Origin of the sequence: Pseudomonas sp. GZD-209 (assembly GCF_049310485.1) — a bacterium.
GTDB lineage: Bacteria > Pseudomonadota > Gammaproteobacteria > Pseudomonadales > Pseudomonadaceae > Aquipseudomonas > Aquipseudomonas sichuanensis.
Window position 1 is genome coordinate 1 of the sequence record NZ_JBMOWQ010000259.1, and the last position, 18,672, is coordinate 18,672.

16 protein-coding genes are annotated in these 18,672 nt (G+C 66.1%); 5 read left to right on the forward strand and 11 right to left on the reverse strand.

What is annotated here, in order from left to right; all coding sequences use genetic code 11:
- Positions 1 to 63: 63 nt before the first annotated feature.
- Entirely contained in the window at positions 64 to 1,338 is a 1,275-nt protein-coding gene (waaA, locus tag ACO6VM_RS25320) for a lipid IV(A) 3-deoxy-D-manno-octulosonic acid transferase (RefSeq protein WP_401055456.1), read from the reverse strand.
- Positions 1,339 to 1,349: 11 nt separating this feature from the next.
- Positions 1,350 to 2,240, reverse strand: a complete 891-nt coding sequence (locus ACO6VM_RS25325; protein ID WP_125860690.1) for a LysR family transcriptional regulator — start codon at positions 2,238 to 2,240, stop codon at positions 1,350 to 1,352.
- Between the two features lie 90 nt (positions 2,241 to 2,330).
- On the opposite strand from ACO6VM_RS25325, the gene ACO6VM_RS25330 reads away from it, so the two are divergent.
- From ACO6VM_RS25330 to ACO6VM_RS25345, 4 genes are all read left to right on the forward strand, one after another.
- Positions 2,331 to 2,663: a DMT family transporter gene (locus tag ACO6VM_RS25330; protein WP_011535981.1), complete on the forward strand. Its 333-nt coding sequence runs from the start codon at positions 2,331 to 2,333 to the stop codon at positions 2,661 to 2,663.
- 150 nt (positions 2,664 to 2,813) lie between these two features.
- Positions 2,814 to 3,989 (forward strand): NAD(P)/FAD-dependent oxidoreductase, encoded by a 1,176-nt coding sequence (locus ACO6VM_RS25335; protein WP_422403983.1) that lies wholly within the window; start codon positions 2,814 to 2,816, stop codon positions 3,987 to 3,989.
- Positions 3,986 to 4,798, forward strand: a complete 813-nt coding sequence (locus tag ACO6VM_RS25340) for an aldo/keto reductase (RefSeq protein WP_401055461.1) — start codon at positions 3,986 to 3,988, stop codon at positions 4,796 to 4,798. The genes ACO6VM_RS25335 and ACO6VM_RS25340 overlap by 4 nt, the downstream gene beginning before the upstream one ends.
- A 37-nt stretch (positions 4,799 to 4,835) precedes the next feature.
- Positions 4,836 to 5,801 (forward strand): metal ABC transporter ATPase, encoded by a 966-nt coding sequence (locus ACO6VM_RS25345; RefSeq protein WP_422403984.1) that lies wholly within the window; start codon positions 4,836 to 4,838, stop codon positions 5,799 to 5,801.
- 126 nt (positions 5,802 to 5,927) lie between these two features.
- Here the strand turns inward: ACO6VM_RS25345 and hldE are convergent, their stop codons facing one another.
- From hldE to ACO6VM_RS25360, 3 genes are all read right to left on the reverse strand, one after another.
- Entirely contained in the window at positions 5,928 to 7,349 is a 1,422-nt protein-coding gene (hldE, locus tag ACO6VM_RS25350; RefSeq protein WP_401055464.1) for a bifunctional D-glycero-beta-D-manno-heptose-7-phosphate kinase/D-glycero-beta-D-manno-heptose 1-phosphate adenylyltransferase HldE, read from the reverse strand.
- Positions 7,350 to 7,478: 129 nt separating this feature from the next.
- Positions 7,479 to 9,287: a lipid A export permease/ATP-binding protein MsbA gene (msbA, locus tag ACO6VM_RS25355; RefSeq protein ID WP_422403985.1), complete on the reverse strand. Its 1,809-nt coding sequence runs from the start codon at positions 9,285 to 9,287 to the stop codon at positions 7,479 to 7,481.
- A gap of 15 nt (positions 9,288 to 9,302) precedes the next feature.
- Positions 9,303 to 10,478 carry an O-antigen ligase family protein gene (locus ACO6VM_RS25360; RefSeq protein ID WP_422403986.1) on the reverse strand — a complete coding sequence of 392 codons (1,176 nt, stop codon included), beginning with the start codon at positions 10,476 to 10,478 and terminating at the stop codon, positions 9,303 to 9,305.
- Positions 10,479 to 10,583: 105 nt separating this feature from the next.
- Between ACO6VM_RS25360 and ACO6VM_RS25365 the strand changes: the two genes are divergently transcribed.
- Positions 10,584 to 11,189: a toluene tolerance protein gene (locus ACO6VM_RS25365; RefSeq protein WP_347150648.1), complete on the forward strand. Its 606-nt coding sequence runs from the start codon at positions 10,584 to 10,586 to the stop codon at positions 11,187 to 11,189.
- Positions 11,190 to 11,192: 3 nt separating this feature from the next.
- On the opposite strand, the gene ACO6VM_RS25370 is transcribed toward ACO6VM_RS25365, so the two are convergent.
- The 6 genes from ACO6VM_RS25370 to ACO6VM_RS25395 are packed head-to-tail and all read right to left on the reverse strand — an operon-like array spanning position 11,193 to position 18,498.
- Positions 11,193 to 12,281, reverse strand: coding sequence for a glycosyltransferase (locus ACO6VM_RS25370; protein ID WP_422403987.1), 1,089 nt, complete (start codon positions 12,279 to 12,281; stop codon positions 11,193 to 11,195).
- Positions 12,282 to 12,329: 48 nt separating this feature from the next.
- On the reverse strand, positions 12,330 to 13,283 hold the full coding sequence (locus ACO6VM_RS25375; RefSeq protein ID WP_401055472.1) for a glycosyltransferase family protein: 954 nt from the start codon (positions 13,281 to 13,283) through the stop codon (positions 12,330 to 12,332).
- Positions 13,284 to 13,330: 47 nt separating this feature from the next.
- Entirely contained in the window at positions 13,331 to 14,734 is a 1,404-nt protein-coding gene (locus tag ACO6VM_RS25380; RefSeq protein ID WP_422403988.1) for a PIG-L deacetylase family protein, read from the reverse strand.
- Positions 14,731 to 15,627 carry an antimicrobial resistance protein Mig-14 gene (locus ACO6VM_RS25385; protein WP_125860704.1) on the reverse strand — a complete coding sequence of 299 codons (897 nt, stop codon included), beginning with the start codon at positions 15,625 to 15,627 and terminating at the stop codon, positions 14,731 to 14,733. The genes ACO6VM_RS25380 and ACO6VM_RS25385 overlap by 4 nt, the downstream gene beginning before the upstream one ends.
- The gene (locus ACO6VM_RS25390; protein ID WP_422403989.1) at positions 15,627 to 16,757 is read right to left on the reverse strand and encodes a glycosyltransferase; all 1,131 of its coding nucleotides are present in this window, start codon (positions 16,755 to 16,757) and stop codon (positions 15,627 to 15,629) included. Before ACO6VM_RS25390 ends, ACO6VM_RS25385 begins: the two co-directional genes overlap by 1 nt.
- Positions 16,741 to 18,498, reverse strand: coding sequence for a carbamoyltransferase (locus ACO6VM_RS25395; RefSeq protein WP_401055477.1), 1,758 nt, complete (start codon positions 18,496 to 18,498; stop codon positions 16,741 to 16,743). The genes ACO6VM_RS25390 and ACO6VM_RS25395 overlap by 17 nt, the downstream gene beginning before the upstream one ends.
- Positions 18,499 to 18,672: the final 174 nt, after the last annotated feature.

Consider the following 18,672-nt stretch of genomic DNA (forward strand, 5'->3'; position numbering starts at 1 on the left):
CGACCAGGCAACATCACTGCCTGGTCGGGCCCTATCGCGGGGCAAGCCCGCTCCCACGAGTACCTACAAATTCAGAAGTCGCGCCAAACCATCCAGCAACCGCTGCAACGCGCCCTGATTGGCCTGCATCACCGCCCTGCCCGCCTCGCCCATGCGTCGGGCATCCTGCGGCAGTTCGACCAAGCGGCGCACCGCGCCGGCCAGCCCCTCGGCATCGTCCACCTGCTGCAACGCCCCCGCCTCACGCAGCATCGCGCTGATCTCAAGGAAGTTGAACACATGCGGCCCCATCAGCACCGGCAACGCCAGCGCTGCGGGCTCCAGCGGGTTGTGCCCGCCGGTGGCCACCAGGCTGCCACCGACAAAGGCGATGTCGGCCAGGGCATAGAGGAACAGCAACTCGCCCATGGTGTCGCCCAGCAGCACCTGGGTCTGGGCCTGAACCGCCTCCCCGGTGGAACGGCGCACCGTGGCGAACCCGGCGCTGCACAGGGCATGTACCGCATTGAACCGCTCGGGGTGGCGCGGCACCAGGATCAGCAGCGCATCGCCGTGCACCTGGAGCAGTTGCCGATGCGCCTCGAGGATCAGCGCATCCTCGCCGTCATGGGTGCTGGCGGCGATCCACACCGGGCGCTGCGCCGCCCCCCATTGCTCGCGCAACGCCTGGGCGCGGGGCGGCAGTTGCTCATCGATCTTCAAGTCGAACTTGATCGACCCCGTCACCTGCACGCATTCGCTGCGCGCGCCAAGGCTGCGAAAGCGCTCGGCCTCGGTCTCGGTCTGCACGGCGATCAGGCTCATTTCTTCCAGCATCGGCCGGGTCAGCCCAGCGAATCGGCCGTAGCCCCGGGCCGAGCGCGCAGACAACCGCGCATTGGCCAACGCCACCGGGATGCCGCGCTTGGCACACTGGTGGATATGGTTCGGCCACAGCTCGGTTTCCATGATGATGCCCAGCTTTGGGCGCACATGGTCGAGGAAGCGCCCGGCCGCCCATGGCAGGTCATAGGGCAGGTAGCAGTGCTGCACCCGCGGCTCGCCCGCGAACATCGCGCGGATGCGCTCCGACCCGGTCGGGGTCATGCAGGTCAGGGTGATCGGCAGGTCCGGGTACTGCTTGAGCAGCGCGCGGACCAAGGGCGCGGCGGCAATGCTCTCGCCCACCGACACCGCATGCACCCAGATCCCGCCCTGCTTCAGCGGCGGTAGCTTGCAGGCGAAGCGCTCATTGATGCGCGCACGGTACGCCGGCGCCTTGCGCCCACGCAGGAACAGGCGCAGCGCGACCAGCGGCAGGCCCAGGTGAAACAGCAGGGAGTAGAGGGTTCTGTTCATGGCGGCGGAGTTTACCCGATCGCACGCAGGTGCACGGCAAAACGCTCGGCCAGCCATTGCGCCGCCGGCCCCAGCGGCTCGTCACGGCGCCAGGCCAGCTCGGCCACCAGCGCTGGCGGGCGCCACTCGCTGTCCAGCTCGACCATCTGCGCCTGGTAGGTGGGGTACTGCACCACGTGGCGCGGCAACCAGGCCCAGCCCAGGCCGCGCATCAGCAGCTCGGCCATGGCGTAGAAGCTGTCGGCACGCCAGACCTGCGGGCTGATCGCCTCGCCGCCCGGATAACCGCTCTGCTGTGGGGTGATCAGCAACTGGCGATGACGCGCCAGTTGCTGACGGCTGACCTTGCCCTGCCCTGCCAATGGGTGGCCGATGGCGCACACGGTGACCATCTCGACACTGCCCAGGGCGCGTCGCTCCAGCGAGGAGGGGATGCTTTCGTGGTGGAAGAACAGGCCCAGGTCGGCACGTCGCTCCACCAGCTTGCGCGCCACATCACCCTGGGCGCCGCTGGCCAACTGCACTTCCAGAAAGGGGTAGTGGGCGGCCAGTTCGTCGAGGCTGTCGATCACCGGTTGATAGGGCATGGCCTCATCCTGGGCCACCCGCAGCAAGGCTTCCTGGCCGCGCATCAGGGCCAGCGCCCGGCCATCCAGGCGTTCGCACTGGCGCAGCAGTTCACGGGCATCTTCCAGCAAGGCCGCGCCGCTTTCGGTCAGGCGCGGCTGGCGGCCACTGCTGCGCTCGAACAGGGTCACGCCCAGGTCCGTCTCAAGCAGGGCGATGGCGGTGCTCACCGCCGACTGCGCCTTGCGTTGCTCGCGCGCCACGGCGGAGAACGAGCGCAGTTCAGCGGTGCGCACGAACAGGCGCAGTTGCTCCAGGTTCCAGTGTTCGGTCATGGCCAACCTATCTCCAATGCAGATAGGTAATGACTTTACCCCATCCCAGCATCCCCTAGAATGCCCAACCAGCAACGGAGGAAACCAACCATGAACGCCTATACCTATCTCGCCATCGCCATCTGCGCCGAAGTCATCGCCACTGCTTCCATGAAAGCGGTCAAGGGCTTGAGCACGCCGCTGCCGCTGCTGCTGATGATCTGTGGCTATGGCGTGGCGTTCTGGATGCTCACCCTGGTGGTGCGCAGCATCCCGGTGGGCATCGCCTACGCCATCTGGTCGGGGCTGGGCATCGTGCTGATCAGCGTCGCCGCGCTGGTGATCTATGGGCAGAAGCTGGATGTGCCGGCAATGCTGGGCATGGCCATGATCGTCGGCGGGGTGGTGGTGATCCAGGTGTTTTCCAACACCGCCGGGCACTGAGACCCGCCGCATTATTTGCGTGGGAGCGGGCTTGCCCCGCGATGACGATAGTGGGGTGCCTACCTGATCGCGGGGCGAGCCCGCTCCCACGACCAGCACCGTCGCACAGCCTGTATACTGCGCACCTGTCCCAGCTTTAGAGGTGCTCGCATGCCATCCGCCATTTCCACCGACGTGCTGATCGTCGGTGCCGGGGTCGCCGGCCTCTGGCTCAATGCCCGCCTGCGCAAGCAGGGTTATTCGACCGTGCTGGTGGAGCGCGCCAGCCTGGGCGGCGAGCAGACCATCAAGTCGCAAGGCATCATCCACGGTGGCACCAAGTACGCCCTGCACGGCGCCCTGACCGGCGCCTCCGAGGCCATCGCCGACATGCCGCGGCGCTGGCGCGAAGCCCTCGCCGGCACCGGCGAGCTGGACCTGACCGGCACCCGCCTGCTGTCCGATGCCCACTACCTCTGGTCCCCCGGCACCCTGGCCGGCAACCTCACCAGCTTCTTCGCCAGCAAGGCCGTGCGTGGCCGGGTCGACCAGGTCAAGGGCGAGCAACTGCCGCCGGCCCTGCAGGACCGCGCCTTCAAGGGCAAGGTGTACCGCCTGGCCGAACTGGTCATCGACGTCCCCAGCCTGCTGGCCAACCTGGCGCAGCTGGCCGGTGACAGCCTGCTGGCCGGCGAGCGCATCGAACCGCTGCGCGAGGGCGACGAACTGGTCGGGCTGAACGTCGATGGCCGCGAGATCCGCGCCCAGCGCATCGTCCTCAGTGCCGGTGGCGGCACCGAGGACCTGCTGCACGCCCTCGGCCTGAACCAGCCGACCATGCAGCGCCGCCCCCTGCACATGGTTCTGGCCAAAGGCCCGAACCTCAAGCCGCTGTATGCCCACTGCCTGGGCGGCGGGCCCAAGCCGCGCATCACCGTCACCACCCACCCGGCGGCCGACGGCCAGTGGGTGTGGTACCTCGGTGGCGACCTCGCCGAAGCCGACGGCGTCGCCCGCGAACCGGCCGCGCAGATTGCCGCCGCGCAAAAAGAAGTCGCCGGCCTGTTGCCCTGGGTCGATCAGAGCCTGATCCGCTGGGCCACGCTGCGCATCGACCGTGCCGAACCTGGGCAATCAGGCCTGGTGCGCCCGGACAACGCCTTCCTCGCCGAGCAGCAGCGCCTGCTGGTGGGCTGGCCGACCAAGCTGGCCCTGGCGCCAGACCTGACCGACCGCGTGCTGGCCAGCCTCGAGCGCGACGGCATCCGCCCGGCCGCCTGCCCCGACCTCACCGACCTGCCGCGCCCGCCACTGGGCGTGCCGGCCTGGGAGCAACTGCTGCCATGAGCCTGCCGACCCTGCACGATCATCACCGCGCACTGGGCAGCACCGGCCTGCGTGTTTCGCCACTGGGCCTGGGCACGGTCAAGCTCGGCCGCGATCAGGGCGTGAAATACCCCAGCGGTTTCACCATCCCCGATGACGAAGCCGCTGCCCTGCTGCTCGCGCAAGCCCGCGAGCTGGGCATCAACCTGCTCGATACCGCGCCCGCCTATGGCCGCAGCGAAGAGCGCCTGGGCCCCCTGCTGCGTGGCCAGCGCGACGACTGGGTGATCGTCAGCAAGGTCGGTGAAGAATTCGACGACGGCCAATCGCGCTTCGACTTCAGCGCCGCGCACACCCGCCGCTCGGTGGAGCGCAGCCTCAAGCGCCTGGAAACCGACCGCATCGAACTGGTGCTGGTGCACTCCGACGGCAACGACCTGGCGATCCTCGAGCACGAAGCGGTTTATGAAACCCTTGCCGCACTCAAGCAGGAGGGCAAGATTCTCGGCTATGGTTTCTCTGGCAAAACCGTTGCCGGTGGCCTGAAAGCCCTGGAACAGGGTGATTGCGCCATGGTCACCTACAACCTCAACGAGCAGGCGGAGCGCCCGGTGCTGGACTACGCTGCCGAGCACGGCAAGGCCATCCTGGTGAAGAAAGCCCTGGCCAGCGGGCATGTCTGCCTGGCCCCCGGGGTCGACCCGGTGCAGGCCAGCTTCGAGCTGCTGTTTGCCCACCCGGGTGTGAACAGTGCCATCGTCGGCACCATCAACCCGCTGCACCTGGCCCACAACGTGGCCACCGTCGCCCGCATCCTGGGCCGGCCCTGAGCCACCCGGGCGGGGGCCCAACGCAAGGAGGAGCCTCGTGCCGCGTACGCTGATCCGCAAGAACCCGAGCAACTTCAAGACCCTGCCGCTGCACGTCGAGGCTACCCCCGATGGCCTGACGTACCAGAGCATCGGCATGCCGCTGAACTTCGCCCAGACCCTGCAGCGGCGCAAGGCGATCCAGCTGGGCAACCCCGAACACTTCGTGGTCGAGCTGGCCAACCTGGGCGTCTCGGTGCGCCTCACGCTGAACTGGCAAGGCCGCGACTACTGGGTGCTGGTGCGCCAGCGCCGCCAGGACCGTGGCGATGTGGTGCTCAAGCTGATTTCTGGCTATGTGCCCGCCCACGAGTTGAACCTGCCGCTACTCACCGCCATTCAGGAAGTGGCCGAGGAATGCCTGCTGGAAACCCCCGAGGGCTGGCTGGGCGGGCGCTTCAACGATACCTGGCTGCCGGCCCCCTATGCCGCCGCCCTGCACTACCGCGAAGCACCGCCCTTCGTGCTCTCGCCAGAATCCGGCGCCGCCCGCCCGGTGCACTGCGCCAACCTGATGCTGCTCGAACGGCCACGGGCCTATGTGCACCTGCCGACGGCCTCGCTGCAGTTGATCTATGACCTGCGCCTGCAGGTGCCCAGGGACGCCAAGCCGCTGAGCCTGTTCCACGTCGATGAACGGCTGGAAGGTGATCAACTGGTGGCGCGGCTGAACCGCAAGCGCCCGGACCTGTATCTGATGCCCTTGAAGGATGGCCAGCCGCTGCCTGAGCTCTACACCCTGAAGAAGGACCAGCTGCTGCCGGCGAGTACACGCGGGGTGTGGCTGGCAGAAAGCTTTGCGCGCCAGGAGGGTTGGGTGGTGCGCGATGAGCGGGTGCGCTGGCGGGATTGGCTGAAGCAACAGGGGCTGGCGCAGATGCGCAAGCCGGAAACACACCTACAGCGCTTCAGTGACAAGGCCCGCGCGTTGCTTGAGCGCGCGCGGGGCACGCTGCACAAATGATCGCGGGGCAAGCCCGCTCCCACGCCGCATTAGCGGTGTGGGCTGCACCCATAAAGTGGGACACCAATCCAACCCTTGGGGCAGTCCAGTTCGTGGGAGCGGGCTTGCCCCGCGATTGCTACAGCATCAGTGCTTGCGGATCTTCTCGACGATGGCGGTGGTCGAGCTGTTCTCGACCAGCCCCAGCACCTTCACCGTACCGCCGTAGGCCTTGACGATATCGGCGCCGACCACCTGGTCGATGCCATAGTCGCCGCCTTTGACCAGCACATCCGGCTTCACCTGGCGCAGCAGGTTCTCTGGGGTGCCTTCAGGGAAGCTGATCACCCAGTCCACCGCACCCAGCCCAGCCAGCACGGCCATGCGCCGGTCGACGCTGTTGATCGGCCGGCCCGGGCCTTTCAAACGGCTGACCGAGGCATCGTCGTTGATCGCGACGATCAGCCGGTCGCCTTGGGCACGCGCTTGCTCCAGGTAGGTCACGTGGCCGGCATGGAGGATGTCGAAGCAGCCATTGGTGAAGACGATCTTCTCGTTGTGCGCACGCGCATCGTCGATTGCCAAGAGCAACTGCTCCAGGCCCAGCACACCGCGCTCGGAACCTTCTTCGCGCTGGATGGCCCGGCGCAGTTCCGGGGCACTGATGGCCGCCGTACCGAGCTTGCCCACCACGATGCCGGCGGCCAGGTTGGCCAGGGCGACGGCGTGGGGCAGCTCTTCACCGGCGGCGATGGCGGCGGCCAGGGTGGAGATCACGGTATCGCCGGCACCGGTGACATCGAACACTTCACGAGCCCGGGCCGGCAGGTGCAAGGCCGGGTGGCCGGTGCGCAGCAGGGTCATACCGTGCTCGCCGCGGGTCACCAACAGCGCACCCAGGTCGAGCTCGTCGAGCAGGGTGAGGCCCTTGGCGACCAGTTCGGCTTCGTCGGCACAACGGCCGACGATCGCCTCGAACTCGCTCAGGTTGGGCGTGATCAGGCTGGCGCCACGGTAGACGGAGAAATCCTTGCCCTTGGGGTCGGCCAGCACCGGAATGCCTTTGGCCCGGGCGGCCTGGATCAGCGCCTGGTGGTTCTTCAGCGCGCCCTTGCCGTAATCGGAGAGCACCAGCACCTTGATGCCTTCGAGCAGGCCGTCGACCTCGGCGCCCAGCGACAGCGCGTCGGTGGCGAAGGGCTCTTCGAAATCGATGCGCAGCAGTTGCTGGTGACGGCTCATGACCCGCAGCTTGACGATGGTCGGCTGGTGCGCGATGCGCTGGAAGATCGAGCGCACACCGGCGGCCTGCAGGCTGTTGGCGAGGCTGTCGGCAGCCTCGTCCTGGCCGGTGACGCCGACCAGCGCGGCTGGCGCGCCCAAGGCGGCAATGTTCAAGGCGACGTTGGCCGCACCGCCGGGGCGATCTTCGATCTGATCGACCTTGACCACCGGCACCGGCGCTTCAGGCGAAATACGTGAAGTACCGCCATGCCAGTAGCGGTCGAGCATGACATCGCCGACCACCAGTACCGGGGCTTGATCGAAACGCGGCATGGACAACTTCATGGGCAACCCATATGAAAAAGTGAACAGGGGCAGGATATTAGCACAGGGTCGAGGATGGCTTTACGGCCACCTTCACTGTGGACAACTGCAGTGACAATCGGGGCCATGCAGGCCCCGATGTTTGAGGTTTCAGGTGATATCGGCGTTTTCCGGCGCATCCAGGCCCATGGCGTGCAGGCGGGCATAATAGCCATTGGCCGCCAACAGCTCGGTGTGGGTACCCCGCTCCACCAGGCGCCCCTGGTCCATCACCAGGATCATGTCGGCCTTCTCGATGGTCGACAGGCGGTGGGCGATCACCAGGGTGGTACGGCCTTTCATCACATGGTCCAGGGCTGCCTGGATATGCCGCTCGGACTCGGTGTCCAGGGCCGAGGTGGCCTCGTCGAGGATCAACAGCGGAGCGTTTTTCAGCAGCGCCCGGGCAATCGCCAGGCGCTGGCGCTGGCCGCCGGAGAGCAGCACGCCGTTCTCGCCGACTTCGGTGTCGAAACCCTTGGGCAACTGGTCGACGAACTCCTTGGCATAGGCATCGGCAGCCGCGGCTTCGATGTCTGCGCGCGGCGCGCCGGCCAGGTCGCCGTAGGCGATGTTGTTGGCCACGGTGTCGTTGAACAGGGTGACGTGCTGGGTCACCTGCGACACATGCCGGCGCAGGTTGCGCAAGCGGTACTCCTCGATCTCCACGCCATCGAGCAGGATCTGCCCTTCGCTGTGGTGATAGAAGCGCGGGATCAGCGCCGCCAGCGTGGACTTGCCGCTGCCGGAGCGGCCGACCAGGGCAATCATCTGCCCAGGCTCGGCGGTAAAGCTGATATCGCTGAGCACCTGGCGCTGGGTGCCGGGGTAGGTGAAGCTGAGGTTGCGCACTTCCAGGCGACCTTCGACCCGCTCCTTCTCTACGCTGCCGTTATCGATCTCAGGCGCTTCGTCGAGCTGTTCGAAGATGCTCTCGGCGCCCGCGAGGCCTTTCTGGATGGTCGAGCTGACCTCGGAAAGCTGGCGGATCGGCTTGGGCAACAGGCCCGCGGCGGTAATGTAGGCGACCATGTCACCGGCCGACGCGTCGCCACGCAGGAACAGCACCAGGAACATCAGCGCGGCCATGGCGGTGTAGATCACCAGCTGCAGCATCGGCGTGTACAGCGCGCCGGTCTTGGTCATGCGCAGTTGCTTGTCGGTGTTGCTCTGGCTGGCGTTGTCGAAACGCTGCTGCTCGTAGGCCTCGCCGCCGAAGCTGCGCACCACGCGGTAGCCCTGGATGGTCTCGGAGGCGACGTGGGTCACGTCGCCCATGGCCACCTGGATCTTCTTGCTCTGCTTGCGGAATTTCTTGCTGGCGGTACTCACCATCACCGCGATCACCGGCAGGATGGCGAGCATGACCAGGGTCAGCTGCCAGTTCATCCACAACAGGTAGATGAACAGGAAGACCACGGTCAGGCCTTCGCGGATCACCACCTTGATCGCATCGGTGGCAGCACCGGTGACCATGGTCACGTTGAAGGTGATGCGCGAGATCAGGTGCCCGGAGTTGTGGTTGTCGAAATAGCGGTTGGGCAGTACCAGCAACTTGTTGAACAACTCGACCCGCAGGTCGTGCACCAGGCACAGCGAGACCTTGGCCAGGAAGTAGTTGCCCAGGAACGAACCCAGGCCCTGCCAGGCCGCGATCAGGATGATCAGCAGCGGCACCGCCTGCAGCAGTTGCAGGTCGCGCAGGTAGGGCACGCTGGGGAACAGTACGGCCTCTGGGTTGCTCAGGCCGTCGACGAAGTACTTGAGAATGCCGGCCAGCATCGGCTGGGTAGAGGCGAAGATCACGAACCCGACGATGCTCAGCAGGAAAATGCCGACGTAGGGTTTCACGTAGCCCAGCAGCCTGAAGTAGATCTTCAGGCTGGAGGAGTTCTCCGCCGGGAGCGGTGTTTCGGCCATCATCGAGCTCGCTGTTCAGGTTGAACCGGCGATTTTACCACAGGGTTGTTGCCGTTCATGTGCCCAGGGCAACAACATCACCAGCGCCACCGGCAGCCAGCTGATGAACCATTCGGCGCGAGGGGTGCCGGTCAAGCTGGCGGCGTCGAACTGCATGGCCAGAGTAGAGAACACCCAGAAGCCGAACAGGACCTTGCCGAACAGCGTGGCGCGGGCCCGCACGATCTCGCCCAGGGCGAACAGCCAGACCGCCGTCCAGAGCAACAGGCCGGGCAGGCCCAGCTCGACGGCGATGTGGGTGAACATGTTGTGGGTGTGGTCGAACTCCAGGCCCGCCGCCTGTACCCGGTAGAACGCACCCAGGCCAAGGCCGGTCAGCGGGTGTTCGCCGATCAGGTGAATGGCCGCCTGGAAGATCTCGGGGCGGTACGAAGAGCCGCGCTGCATGATCAGCCCGGCCATCAGGTAGAAGGCAACACCGCTCGCCAGAACCGCCAGCACTGCGAACAGGCAGCTGTTGCGAGTGCGGTGCCACAAGGGGGCCAAGGCAATCGTCGCGACCAACGCCAGTGCCGCGCCACGGCTCTGGCTCAGCACCACGAATGCGCCGAGGCACGCCATCGCCAGCGCCCAGGTCAGTTGCAGGCCGCGCTGACGCGGATTGCTGTACAACAACCAAAGGGCCGCCGCCGCGATCACATAGGCGCCCAGGATCGGGTGGGAAATCTCGCCGATGCCCTCGATGCGCGCCACCAGGGGTTCGCCCTGCACGCCATAGAACCGCACAATCGAAATCAGCGCCGCCACCGCCAGCAGGCCCCCGCCCAGCTGCAGCAGGCGCCAGGCACGCGCGGTCCCCACCTGCGCCAGCAGGGGGAAGGCCAGCAGGAAGACCAGGATGTACACCAGCCGCTTGCCTTCACGCGCGCCATCCTCGGCGGTGGACCATGCCAGGCTCACGGCACTCCAGGCCAGCAAGCCCAGCAACGCAAGCCACAACCCCGGCTGGCGGCGCCAGGCCTGGATGAACACTTGGCGGGCCGGCCAAGCCAGCGCCAGGGTAGGCAACCACAGAAACAGGACCAGGCCCTGTTGATACAGTTTGTTGCTCGGCGCCAGTGCGATCGCCGCCAGGAACCAGACAAAACCCAGCCCCAGCCAGGCCTTGGCCCAGCGCTTTTCGTACAACATCCCTATCCCTCGTTGAAACCCGAATACACCAGCATGGTGCTAACAGATAATTTTCGGCATTATTGCCGGTCATTTTGCCTGCCCATGAAGACAAGGCCAGAACTCATGCAATGCTCCCGGCTCTCCCAGACCGACTTCGATCGGCTGACACTCGGCGCCAAGGTGCTGGAGGCAGATAGCCACGGTGCCAAAGTCTACCTGCTTGGGGATGGCAATATCCTCAAGGTTTTTCGCCGCAAGCGTTTGATTTCATCTGCGCTGCTGCGCCCGTACTCGCAGCGCTTCATCGACAACGCCCTGCGCCTGGCGCAACTGGGCCTGCCAACCCTGGAAGTGATCAGCCATCACAAGCTGCCACTGCCTGGCCGTACGGCCGTCCTGTACCGCCCGCTGCCAGGTGAGACCCTGCTGGGCCTGTCCCGCCAACCCGGCTTCAGCTGGGACAACCAGCTACCACGGCTGATCGAGCTGGTCCGGCGCCTGCATCGCTCGGGTATCTACTTCCGCTCGCTGCACCTGGGCAACGTGGTACAGACGCCCGAAGGGCTGCTGGGGCTGATCGACGTGGCCGACATGCGCTTCATGCGCGCGCCCCTGTCATCACGAATGGTGCGACGCAACGTGCAACACATGGCGCGCTATATCGAGCGCGAGCAACTGGACAACCAGTTCCCCCTGGCACAGTTCCAGGCGGCCCTGATCGGCCAGTGAACCTCAGCCCTCCAGCAGGCTCGCCGAGCCCGCCCTGAACGCCTCCCAACCCTGCTCGGGCGCCAGCGCCTGCCATTGCTCCCGCGCCACTGCCGCGCCATCGCGCGCGGCACAGCTGGCGATGGCCTCGGCCCAGCAGGGTTGGTTGCCAACCGGCAGATAACAACCCGCTTCCCCCAGCTGCTCACGGAACACCGGCAGGTCGCTGCAGATCACCGGCACTGCGGACAGTACCGCTTCCTGCAGCACCAGCCCGAGGCCTTCCGAGCGCGAAGGCACCAGCAACCAGTCGAACGCCGGATACAGCCGCGCCAGATCATCACGATGACCACACAAGCGCACGCTGTCGGCCACCCCCAACGCCTGCGCGCGGGCCTGCAAGTGCGTGCGCAACTCGCCATCACCCAGGATTACCAGCTGCGCGCCCGGCATCCGTGCGCGCGCCTCGGCGAAGGCTTCTATCAGCATCGCAAAGCCTTTGCTCTCCACCAGCCGCCCCACCGCGCCCAGCACCGGCCCGCCTTGCGCCAGCCCGAGCGCCTGGCGGGCTTGTTCACGCCCCAGCAACTGCTGGCAGAACGCATCAGGGTCAAGGGCGATCCGCACCGTTCGCACCGGCCGCCCAAGATCCTGCTCAAGCGTACGCGCCAGTGTGGCCGACACTGCCGCGACCCGCAGACGCTCGGCCGGGAACTGGCGGAACAGGCGCACATCCTCGGCATTCAAGCGGGTCGTACCATGGAACAGCACCGCCACCTGCACGCCGGGCAGGCGATGCAGCAGCGGCAGCAACAGGCGGGCGACGCCGACGCCATCCAGCAGCAGCACATCGGCGGCCGCCTCACGCAGTGCGCGCAGCATGCGCCAGCGCACCCAGGACAATGCCAGGCGGTGGGGCATGCGCCCCTTGAGTACCCGCGACGGCAAATGCCAGCTGCGGGTTTTGCCGATACCACTGCTCAAGCCATCGCCAAGCAACAGCCAGTTGCAGACCTGCCCTCCCGCCCGGGCATGCGCCAGCACCTGGCGGTGGACAGTGTGTACGGACATGAACGGTGAGCCACCCGACCACATCACATTGACGATATTCAACGGTATCGCGCCCCTACGGTCATACGGATGGGCCAGCCAGCTCTTCGATCAGCCGATGCGCGTCAGCACTCGCTGCCAGAAGGTCAGCGGCGGATGCGGCCGCAGAGGGGGCTCCATGTGTTCGACAATACTTCGGCCGACCTGGGCAAAGCTGAAGCGCGACGTTGCCAGTTCGCGCCCGTTGTCGGCAATGCGCGCCGCCAACGCCGGGTCGTCGCGCAGTTGCCGCAACTTGGCCTGCAGCACCGGAATGCTGTCGTACAGCACCACGCTGTGCATATCGACCAGGCCCAGAGCACGATTCTCCTCCTCGCCCTGGTCGTACGCCAGTAGCACGCACCCGCAGGCCATGGCCTCGAAGTTCTTGATCATGTATTCGCCCATGCCGACGTCGGCACTGACGAAAAAGCGGATGCGATTGAGGGTGTTGCAGTAGTCCTCACCGGACTTGGTGCGGGTCACCACCAGGTTTTCCACCTGCCCCAGCTCATCCAGCAGCGCCTTGCGGCCGCTGTAGGCAACGCTGTTGGTGCTGCCGACGAAAGCCAGTTCGATGTCGCGCTCACGCCCTTGGTCGGTCAACAGCTGCTCGTCGTAGCCCTTGGGCACGAACACGGCGTCGAAGCCTTCCTGGCGCAAGCGCTCACTGACCATGTAGCCGGAGCTGATCACCCGCGCCCACGGCAGCTGCCGGTAATGCGCACTGAACTTGCCGGTGTACTTGCAGGGGATGTAGTTCTGGTAGGCGTCGTGCTCGAGGATCACCAGGTTGGGGATGCTGCGAATGAACGCGACCTGGCGGATCTCCTGCTTGAAGCGCAGGAAGAACACGATGCGGTCATAGCGTGTGACGTCGACTTCACGCTTGAAGTAGCGGCGCAGGTTGCGCTGGTCATCGTCGCTCAGCCAACGCAGGTCGCAGTCGCAGTGGGCCGCGACGCCGTCATACAGGCGGTCGAGAATCGCCCGTTGTTCCTTCTGCACCAGAAATAGGACTTTCATTGCGTTCCTTGGGCGCTCGGCGCTATCGCGGTCATCATGGGTCAGGCTCACAGGTCGCGGCGCCAGAACAGCTCGTGCCGGCGAACGGCCTTGCGGAAGAATTCGTTCTCGCCATAGGGCGATGCCTGGCGACCTGCCAGCCAGCGTTGCAGCAGGCGGCGCAGGCGGCGCTTGAAAGCGGCCGGGGGCTGCAGGTCGTGCATCATGCCCAGGGCCATGGCTTTGTCACGCTGGGTCGCGGCGTCCAGCACCAGGCTGCAGGGCGCCCAGGCTTCACTGCTTTCCAGCTGCGGCGGCAAGGCCACGCCATCACCGCTGTCGCCCATCGGCCAGCGGTCGTTGTCGTGCAGGTGGTTGGCGTAGCACAGCAAGGTTTCCGGCTGCCAGGCCAGGCCTTGCAGCGCTTCGTGCACGGCGGCCTGGGCGCAGATGTGGTCGGGGTGCGGGTCGAGGGTCGGGTGCGGCATCACCAGCACTTGCGGCCTGGCCAGCTCCAGCAGCGCGCGCAGGTCGGCCAGCAGGTTGTGCCAGGTAGGCGCACCGTCGGCATCGGCGGGCAGCGGGAACGGGTTGAAGCAGCGGAACGGGCGGGTATCGGCCATGTCCGCTTCACGCGAACCCTGTGGCTGGTCCGGCGACGCCTGCATGGCGGGCAATTGCAGGCAGAAATAGCCCAGCTGCACGCAACGCGCTTCCGGCACACCTGCCCAACGAGGCACGGCGATACTGTCCCAGGCCCGCAGCCGGCCCTTGAGCCGCGCCGCCTCGGCCTTTTGCATACCCATCTGCTGGTAATGCTCGGCTTCGATCTCGCCAGCGGTCAGGGTGACCACCCAGGTTTCCTCGGCCTGGCTGTACAAGCCATAGGCAGCCAGCTCTGCGTCGTCGGCGTGGGGCGCGATCACCATCACCCGACGCTTTCGCAACTCGATGGCCGGGGTTATCCACAGGCGCGGCGCTCCCTGCAGCCGGCAATGACGCCCGCGCAGACGCAATGTGCCCGCCGCCAGGGGCTCGGCCAGGCCGGTGAGGTTGAGGTAACGCACGCCGTTGGCGCCGCGTTCGAAGGTCTGCACATCACGCGTGGTGCCGCCCAGCAGCTCGACGCGCGGATCGAGGAAGCGCCCCAGCCAGCCGCTCTTGATGCCAACCTCAAGGATCAGCGTCTCATCGCCCTGCAAGGCAGCATCGGTGCGCAGCAGATCACCTTGCAGCGTCGCGCCGGCTTCGCGGGTCTGCTCGCCGAAACGGTAGGCGTAATCTTCACCGGGGGCATAGAACAGGTGGTCGGCGAACCACGCTTCATGCGCGGCCCACAGCAGCGGCAGCAGCAACAGCGGCAGCCACCACCAACTGAACAGGCCCAGCGCGACCAGCAGCACCAGCCCGGCCAGCAGCCCCAGGCGCTTGTTGCGCCGATGGCGCTTGAGCAGTTGCTGCTTGCGGCTCACGACTGGAACACCGGCACAGGGTTGCACCAACGGTCCTTGTATTCACGGTCGGCACGGCCAAAGGAGAACCGCAGCGCCTTGCCACGGCTGTTGGCATCCTCCCAGGCGGCCTGGGTGTTGAGGAAGCTCAGCACGCTGCCGGGGCTGAACGCCTTGGTCTCAGGGTCGACGCCACCATTGACGTACTCTACGCTGATCCACTGCGGCGCCTCGACGCGGTACACCAGCTGGATGGCGATGGGGGCGTCGTTGAGGAACAGCACCGAACCGACCAGCAGCTCGCGCAGGCGCTCGACCACCTCGGCCATGTGCGCCGCACCGGTGGCCGGGAAGCCCCAGCGGCGCTGGAACAGGTCGCAGTACATGGCGGCGATCTGCGCCGAGGTGAAATCAGCGATCGGCCGCACTTGCCCGCCCGCCTCTTCCAGCAGACGCAGCTCGCGGCGCTGGTTGTAGCGGAACTTCTTCGACAGGTCCTCATGCGCGCGGGCCATGGCCAACTGCTCGGGCTGTGCCTTCAGGCCGCTGAAGCGGCCCTGGTTGAGCTCCGACAGGTAGCGCCCGGCATGGCGCAGCGGCGCGGCCGCATCGGCGGCGGCCGGCAGGATGATCTCGGCATTGCCCAGGTCGAACAGGCCCTTCTTGCCATGGCGCTTGAGCACGTCCTTGGACAGCGCCAGGTGGCGCCCCCACACCGGCAAGGCAGCCTTGATTTCACCACCCTGTGGATAACCGAGGTAACGCACCGGGATCTGCGCCAAATCGGCCAGCTGCTCGATCACCCGCGGATGGGTGGCGACACTGCCGCCAAAACGCTGCCAGGCCTCGTTGTAAGCAGCCGCATCGATGACCTGCCAGCCGCGCTCGCGCCAGCCCTGGATAAAGTTGAGCATCAGGCCTCCGCAACCAGTGCACGGACTTGCGGCAGTTGCCAGAAGGTTTCGCGTACCGCCTGATCACTGAACCGCTCACCCAGGCGCTGCAGCATGTGCTGCGCACAGGCCGCCTGCTGCTGCGGGTCCAGCCCGGCCAGGTGCTTCAGGCCCTGGGCCAGCTGCGCAGCATCACCCAGCGGGAACAACACGCCAACACCTTCGACCACTTCGCGCGCACCGCCGCAGGCCGTGGCCAGCAGCGGTACGCCGGCGACCATGGCTTCGAGCAGGACCATGCCGAACGGCTCATGGTCGGAACTCAACGCGAAGACATCGAACGCCTTGAAATAACGACGGGCATCCGGTACCTGGCCGAGGAAGTCGACCTGCGCGGCAATCCCCAGCTCGGCGGCCAGCGCCTTGAGGTCGGACTCCAGGCGGCCCTTGCCCAGGATCGCCAGGCGCGCACCGGCCGGCAGCCCCGGCAGTGCTTGGGCAAAGCCGCGCAGCAAGGTGGCCTGGTCCTTGTCCGGGTGCAGGCGGCCGACATTGCCGACCACCCAGGCCTGCTCGTCGAGGCCCAGGGCCCGGCGCGCCTCGGTGCGCGGCACCAGGCTGGCCTGCAGCGCCTCGACATCGATGCGGTTGTAGAGGGTCTGGATACGCTCGGCGGGCCACTGCGCCAGGCAGCGGCGCATATCGTCGCGCACGGCGTCCGATACTCCGAGCAGGCTCAGGCGCCGGCGGAACAGGTTGGCAAACAGCCGCCGGCCCTTGCGCTGGTAGTCGCCAAAGGCATGGTGCACACCGATCACCGGCAAACCGGTGCCCAGCAGCGCCACGTAGATCGGCTTGAAGCGGTGGGCGATGCAGAAACTGAAGTTGCGCTGCGCGGCGATCTTGCGCAGCGCAGCGATGGCGCCCAGCTTCAGGCCGCGCACGGCCTTGGAGCTGAACTCCAGGAACAGCACCTCGTCCGAGGCGCAGCCCGCCGCGACCTGCGCGTTGGCTGCCCCGGTGAGGAACACGGTGGTGACCTTGTAGCCGCTGCCCTGGAACAGGCTGGCGTATTGACGGGCGCAATCGAGGAACGGCCCGTCATAGCCATGGCAGAACTGCAGGATCCGCGGTTCAGAGCGGCTGGTCATAAGGCGCTGCGCCGTCCTTGACCACCAGGATGTCTTCCATGATCAGGTACTGCAGGTCCGAACCGAAGAACATGTTCAGGGCATCGGTCGGCGAGCAGATCATCGGTTCGCCACGGCGGTTGAGCGAGGTGTTCAGCGACACGCCGTTGCCGGTGAGGTTTTCCAGCGCCTTCATCATGTCGTAGTAGCGCGGGTTGTACTCGCGCTTGAGCACCTGGGCACGGGAGGTACCATCCTCGTGGACCACTTCCGGCACGCGGGTCTTCCACTCTTCAGCCACTTCGAAGGTGAAGGTCATGAACGGCGCAGGGTGGTCGATCTTGATCATCTGCGGCGCGACGGTGTCGAGCATCGACGGGCAGAAAGGCCTCCAGCGCTCGCGGAACTTGATCTGGTGGTTGATGCGGTCGGCCACGCCCGGCACGCTCGGGCAACCGATGATCGAACGACCACCCAGCGCACGCGGGCCGAACTCCATGCGGCCCTGGAACCAGGCCACCGGGTTGCCATCGACCATGATCTTGGCGATCTGCTCGGGCATGTTCTCGAGCTTGCGCCAGGCAGGCTTGCTCGGGTGGCGGGCGCAGGCGGCGATCACGTCTTCGTTGGAGTACGCAGGGCCGAGGTAGACGTGTTCCATCTTCTCGACCGGCACGCCACGGGCGTGGGACACATAGGCCGCCGCACCGACAGCGGTACCGGCGTCGCCGGAGGCCGGCTGCACGAACAGCTCCTTGACGTCCGGGCGGGCGATGATCTTCTGGTTCAGCTTGACGTTCAGCGCGCAGCCGCCGGCGAAGGCCAGCTTGCCGGTTTCTTTCAGCGTGTCGCCCAGGTAGTGGTCGATCATCTGCAGGGCCAGCTTCTCGAACAGCGCCTGCATGCTCGCCGCGTAGTGAATGTACGGCTCGTCGGCGATGTCGCCTTCGCGTTTCGGGCCCAGCCACTCGATCAGCTTGGGCGAGAAGTAGAAGCCCTTGCCCTTCTCTTTATAGCGGCGCAGGCCGATGACGTTGGCGTACTCGGTGTTGATCACCAGTTCGCCGTTTTCAAAGCTGGCCAGGCGCGAGAAGTCGTATTTGCTGGCGTCGCCGTAGGGCGCCATGCCCATGACCTTGAACTCGCCATCGAGCATTTCGAAACCGAGGAACTCGGTGATCGCGCCATACAGGCCACCCAGCGAATCCGGGTCGAAGAACTCTTTGATCTTGTGGATCTTGCCGTTCTCGCCATAACCGAAGAAGGTGGTGGCGTACTCGCCCTTGCCGTCGATCCCGAGGATCGCGGTCTTCTCCTTGAAGCCCGAGCAGTGGTAGGCACTGGAAGCGTGGGCCAGGTGGTGCTCGACCGGCTCGATCTTGATCTTCTTCGGGTCGAAGCCCAGCTGCTCCAGGCACCAGACGATCTTCTTGCGGTAGCGCTTGTAGCGGCGGTTGCCCATCAGCAGCGCGTCGAGGGCGCGGTCCGGGGCGTACCAGTAGCGCTTGGCATAGTGCCAGCGGGCCTTGCCGAACAGGCTGATCGGGGCGAAGGGAATGGCCACCACGTCAACGTCCGACGGCTTGATGCCGGCCTGTTCCAGGCAGAACTTCGCCGACTCGTAGGGCATGCGGTTCTTCGCATGCTTGTCACGCACGAAGCGCTCTTCTTCGGCGGCGGCAATCAGCTTGCCGTCGATGTACAGGGCCGCGGAAGGGTCATGGCTAAGGGCGCCGGACAGGCCAAGAATCGTCAGTGCCAAGGGGTTAGCCTCTCAAATCGGTAGAAGTGCGCCACCGGCCCGATGGGCGGATGGCGGCTAAAGGGCGGGATTATAACGCAAAGCGCAGCCAACGCGATGAGCTGGACGTGGGAGCGGGCTTGCCCCGCGATGGCGGTGTCTGCAACGACGCCATCGCGGGGCAAGCCCGCTCCC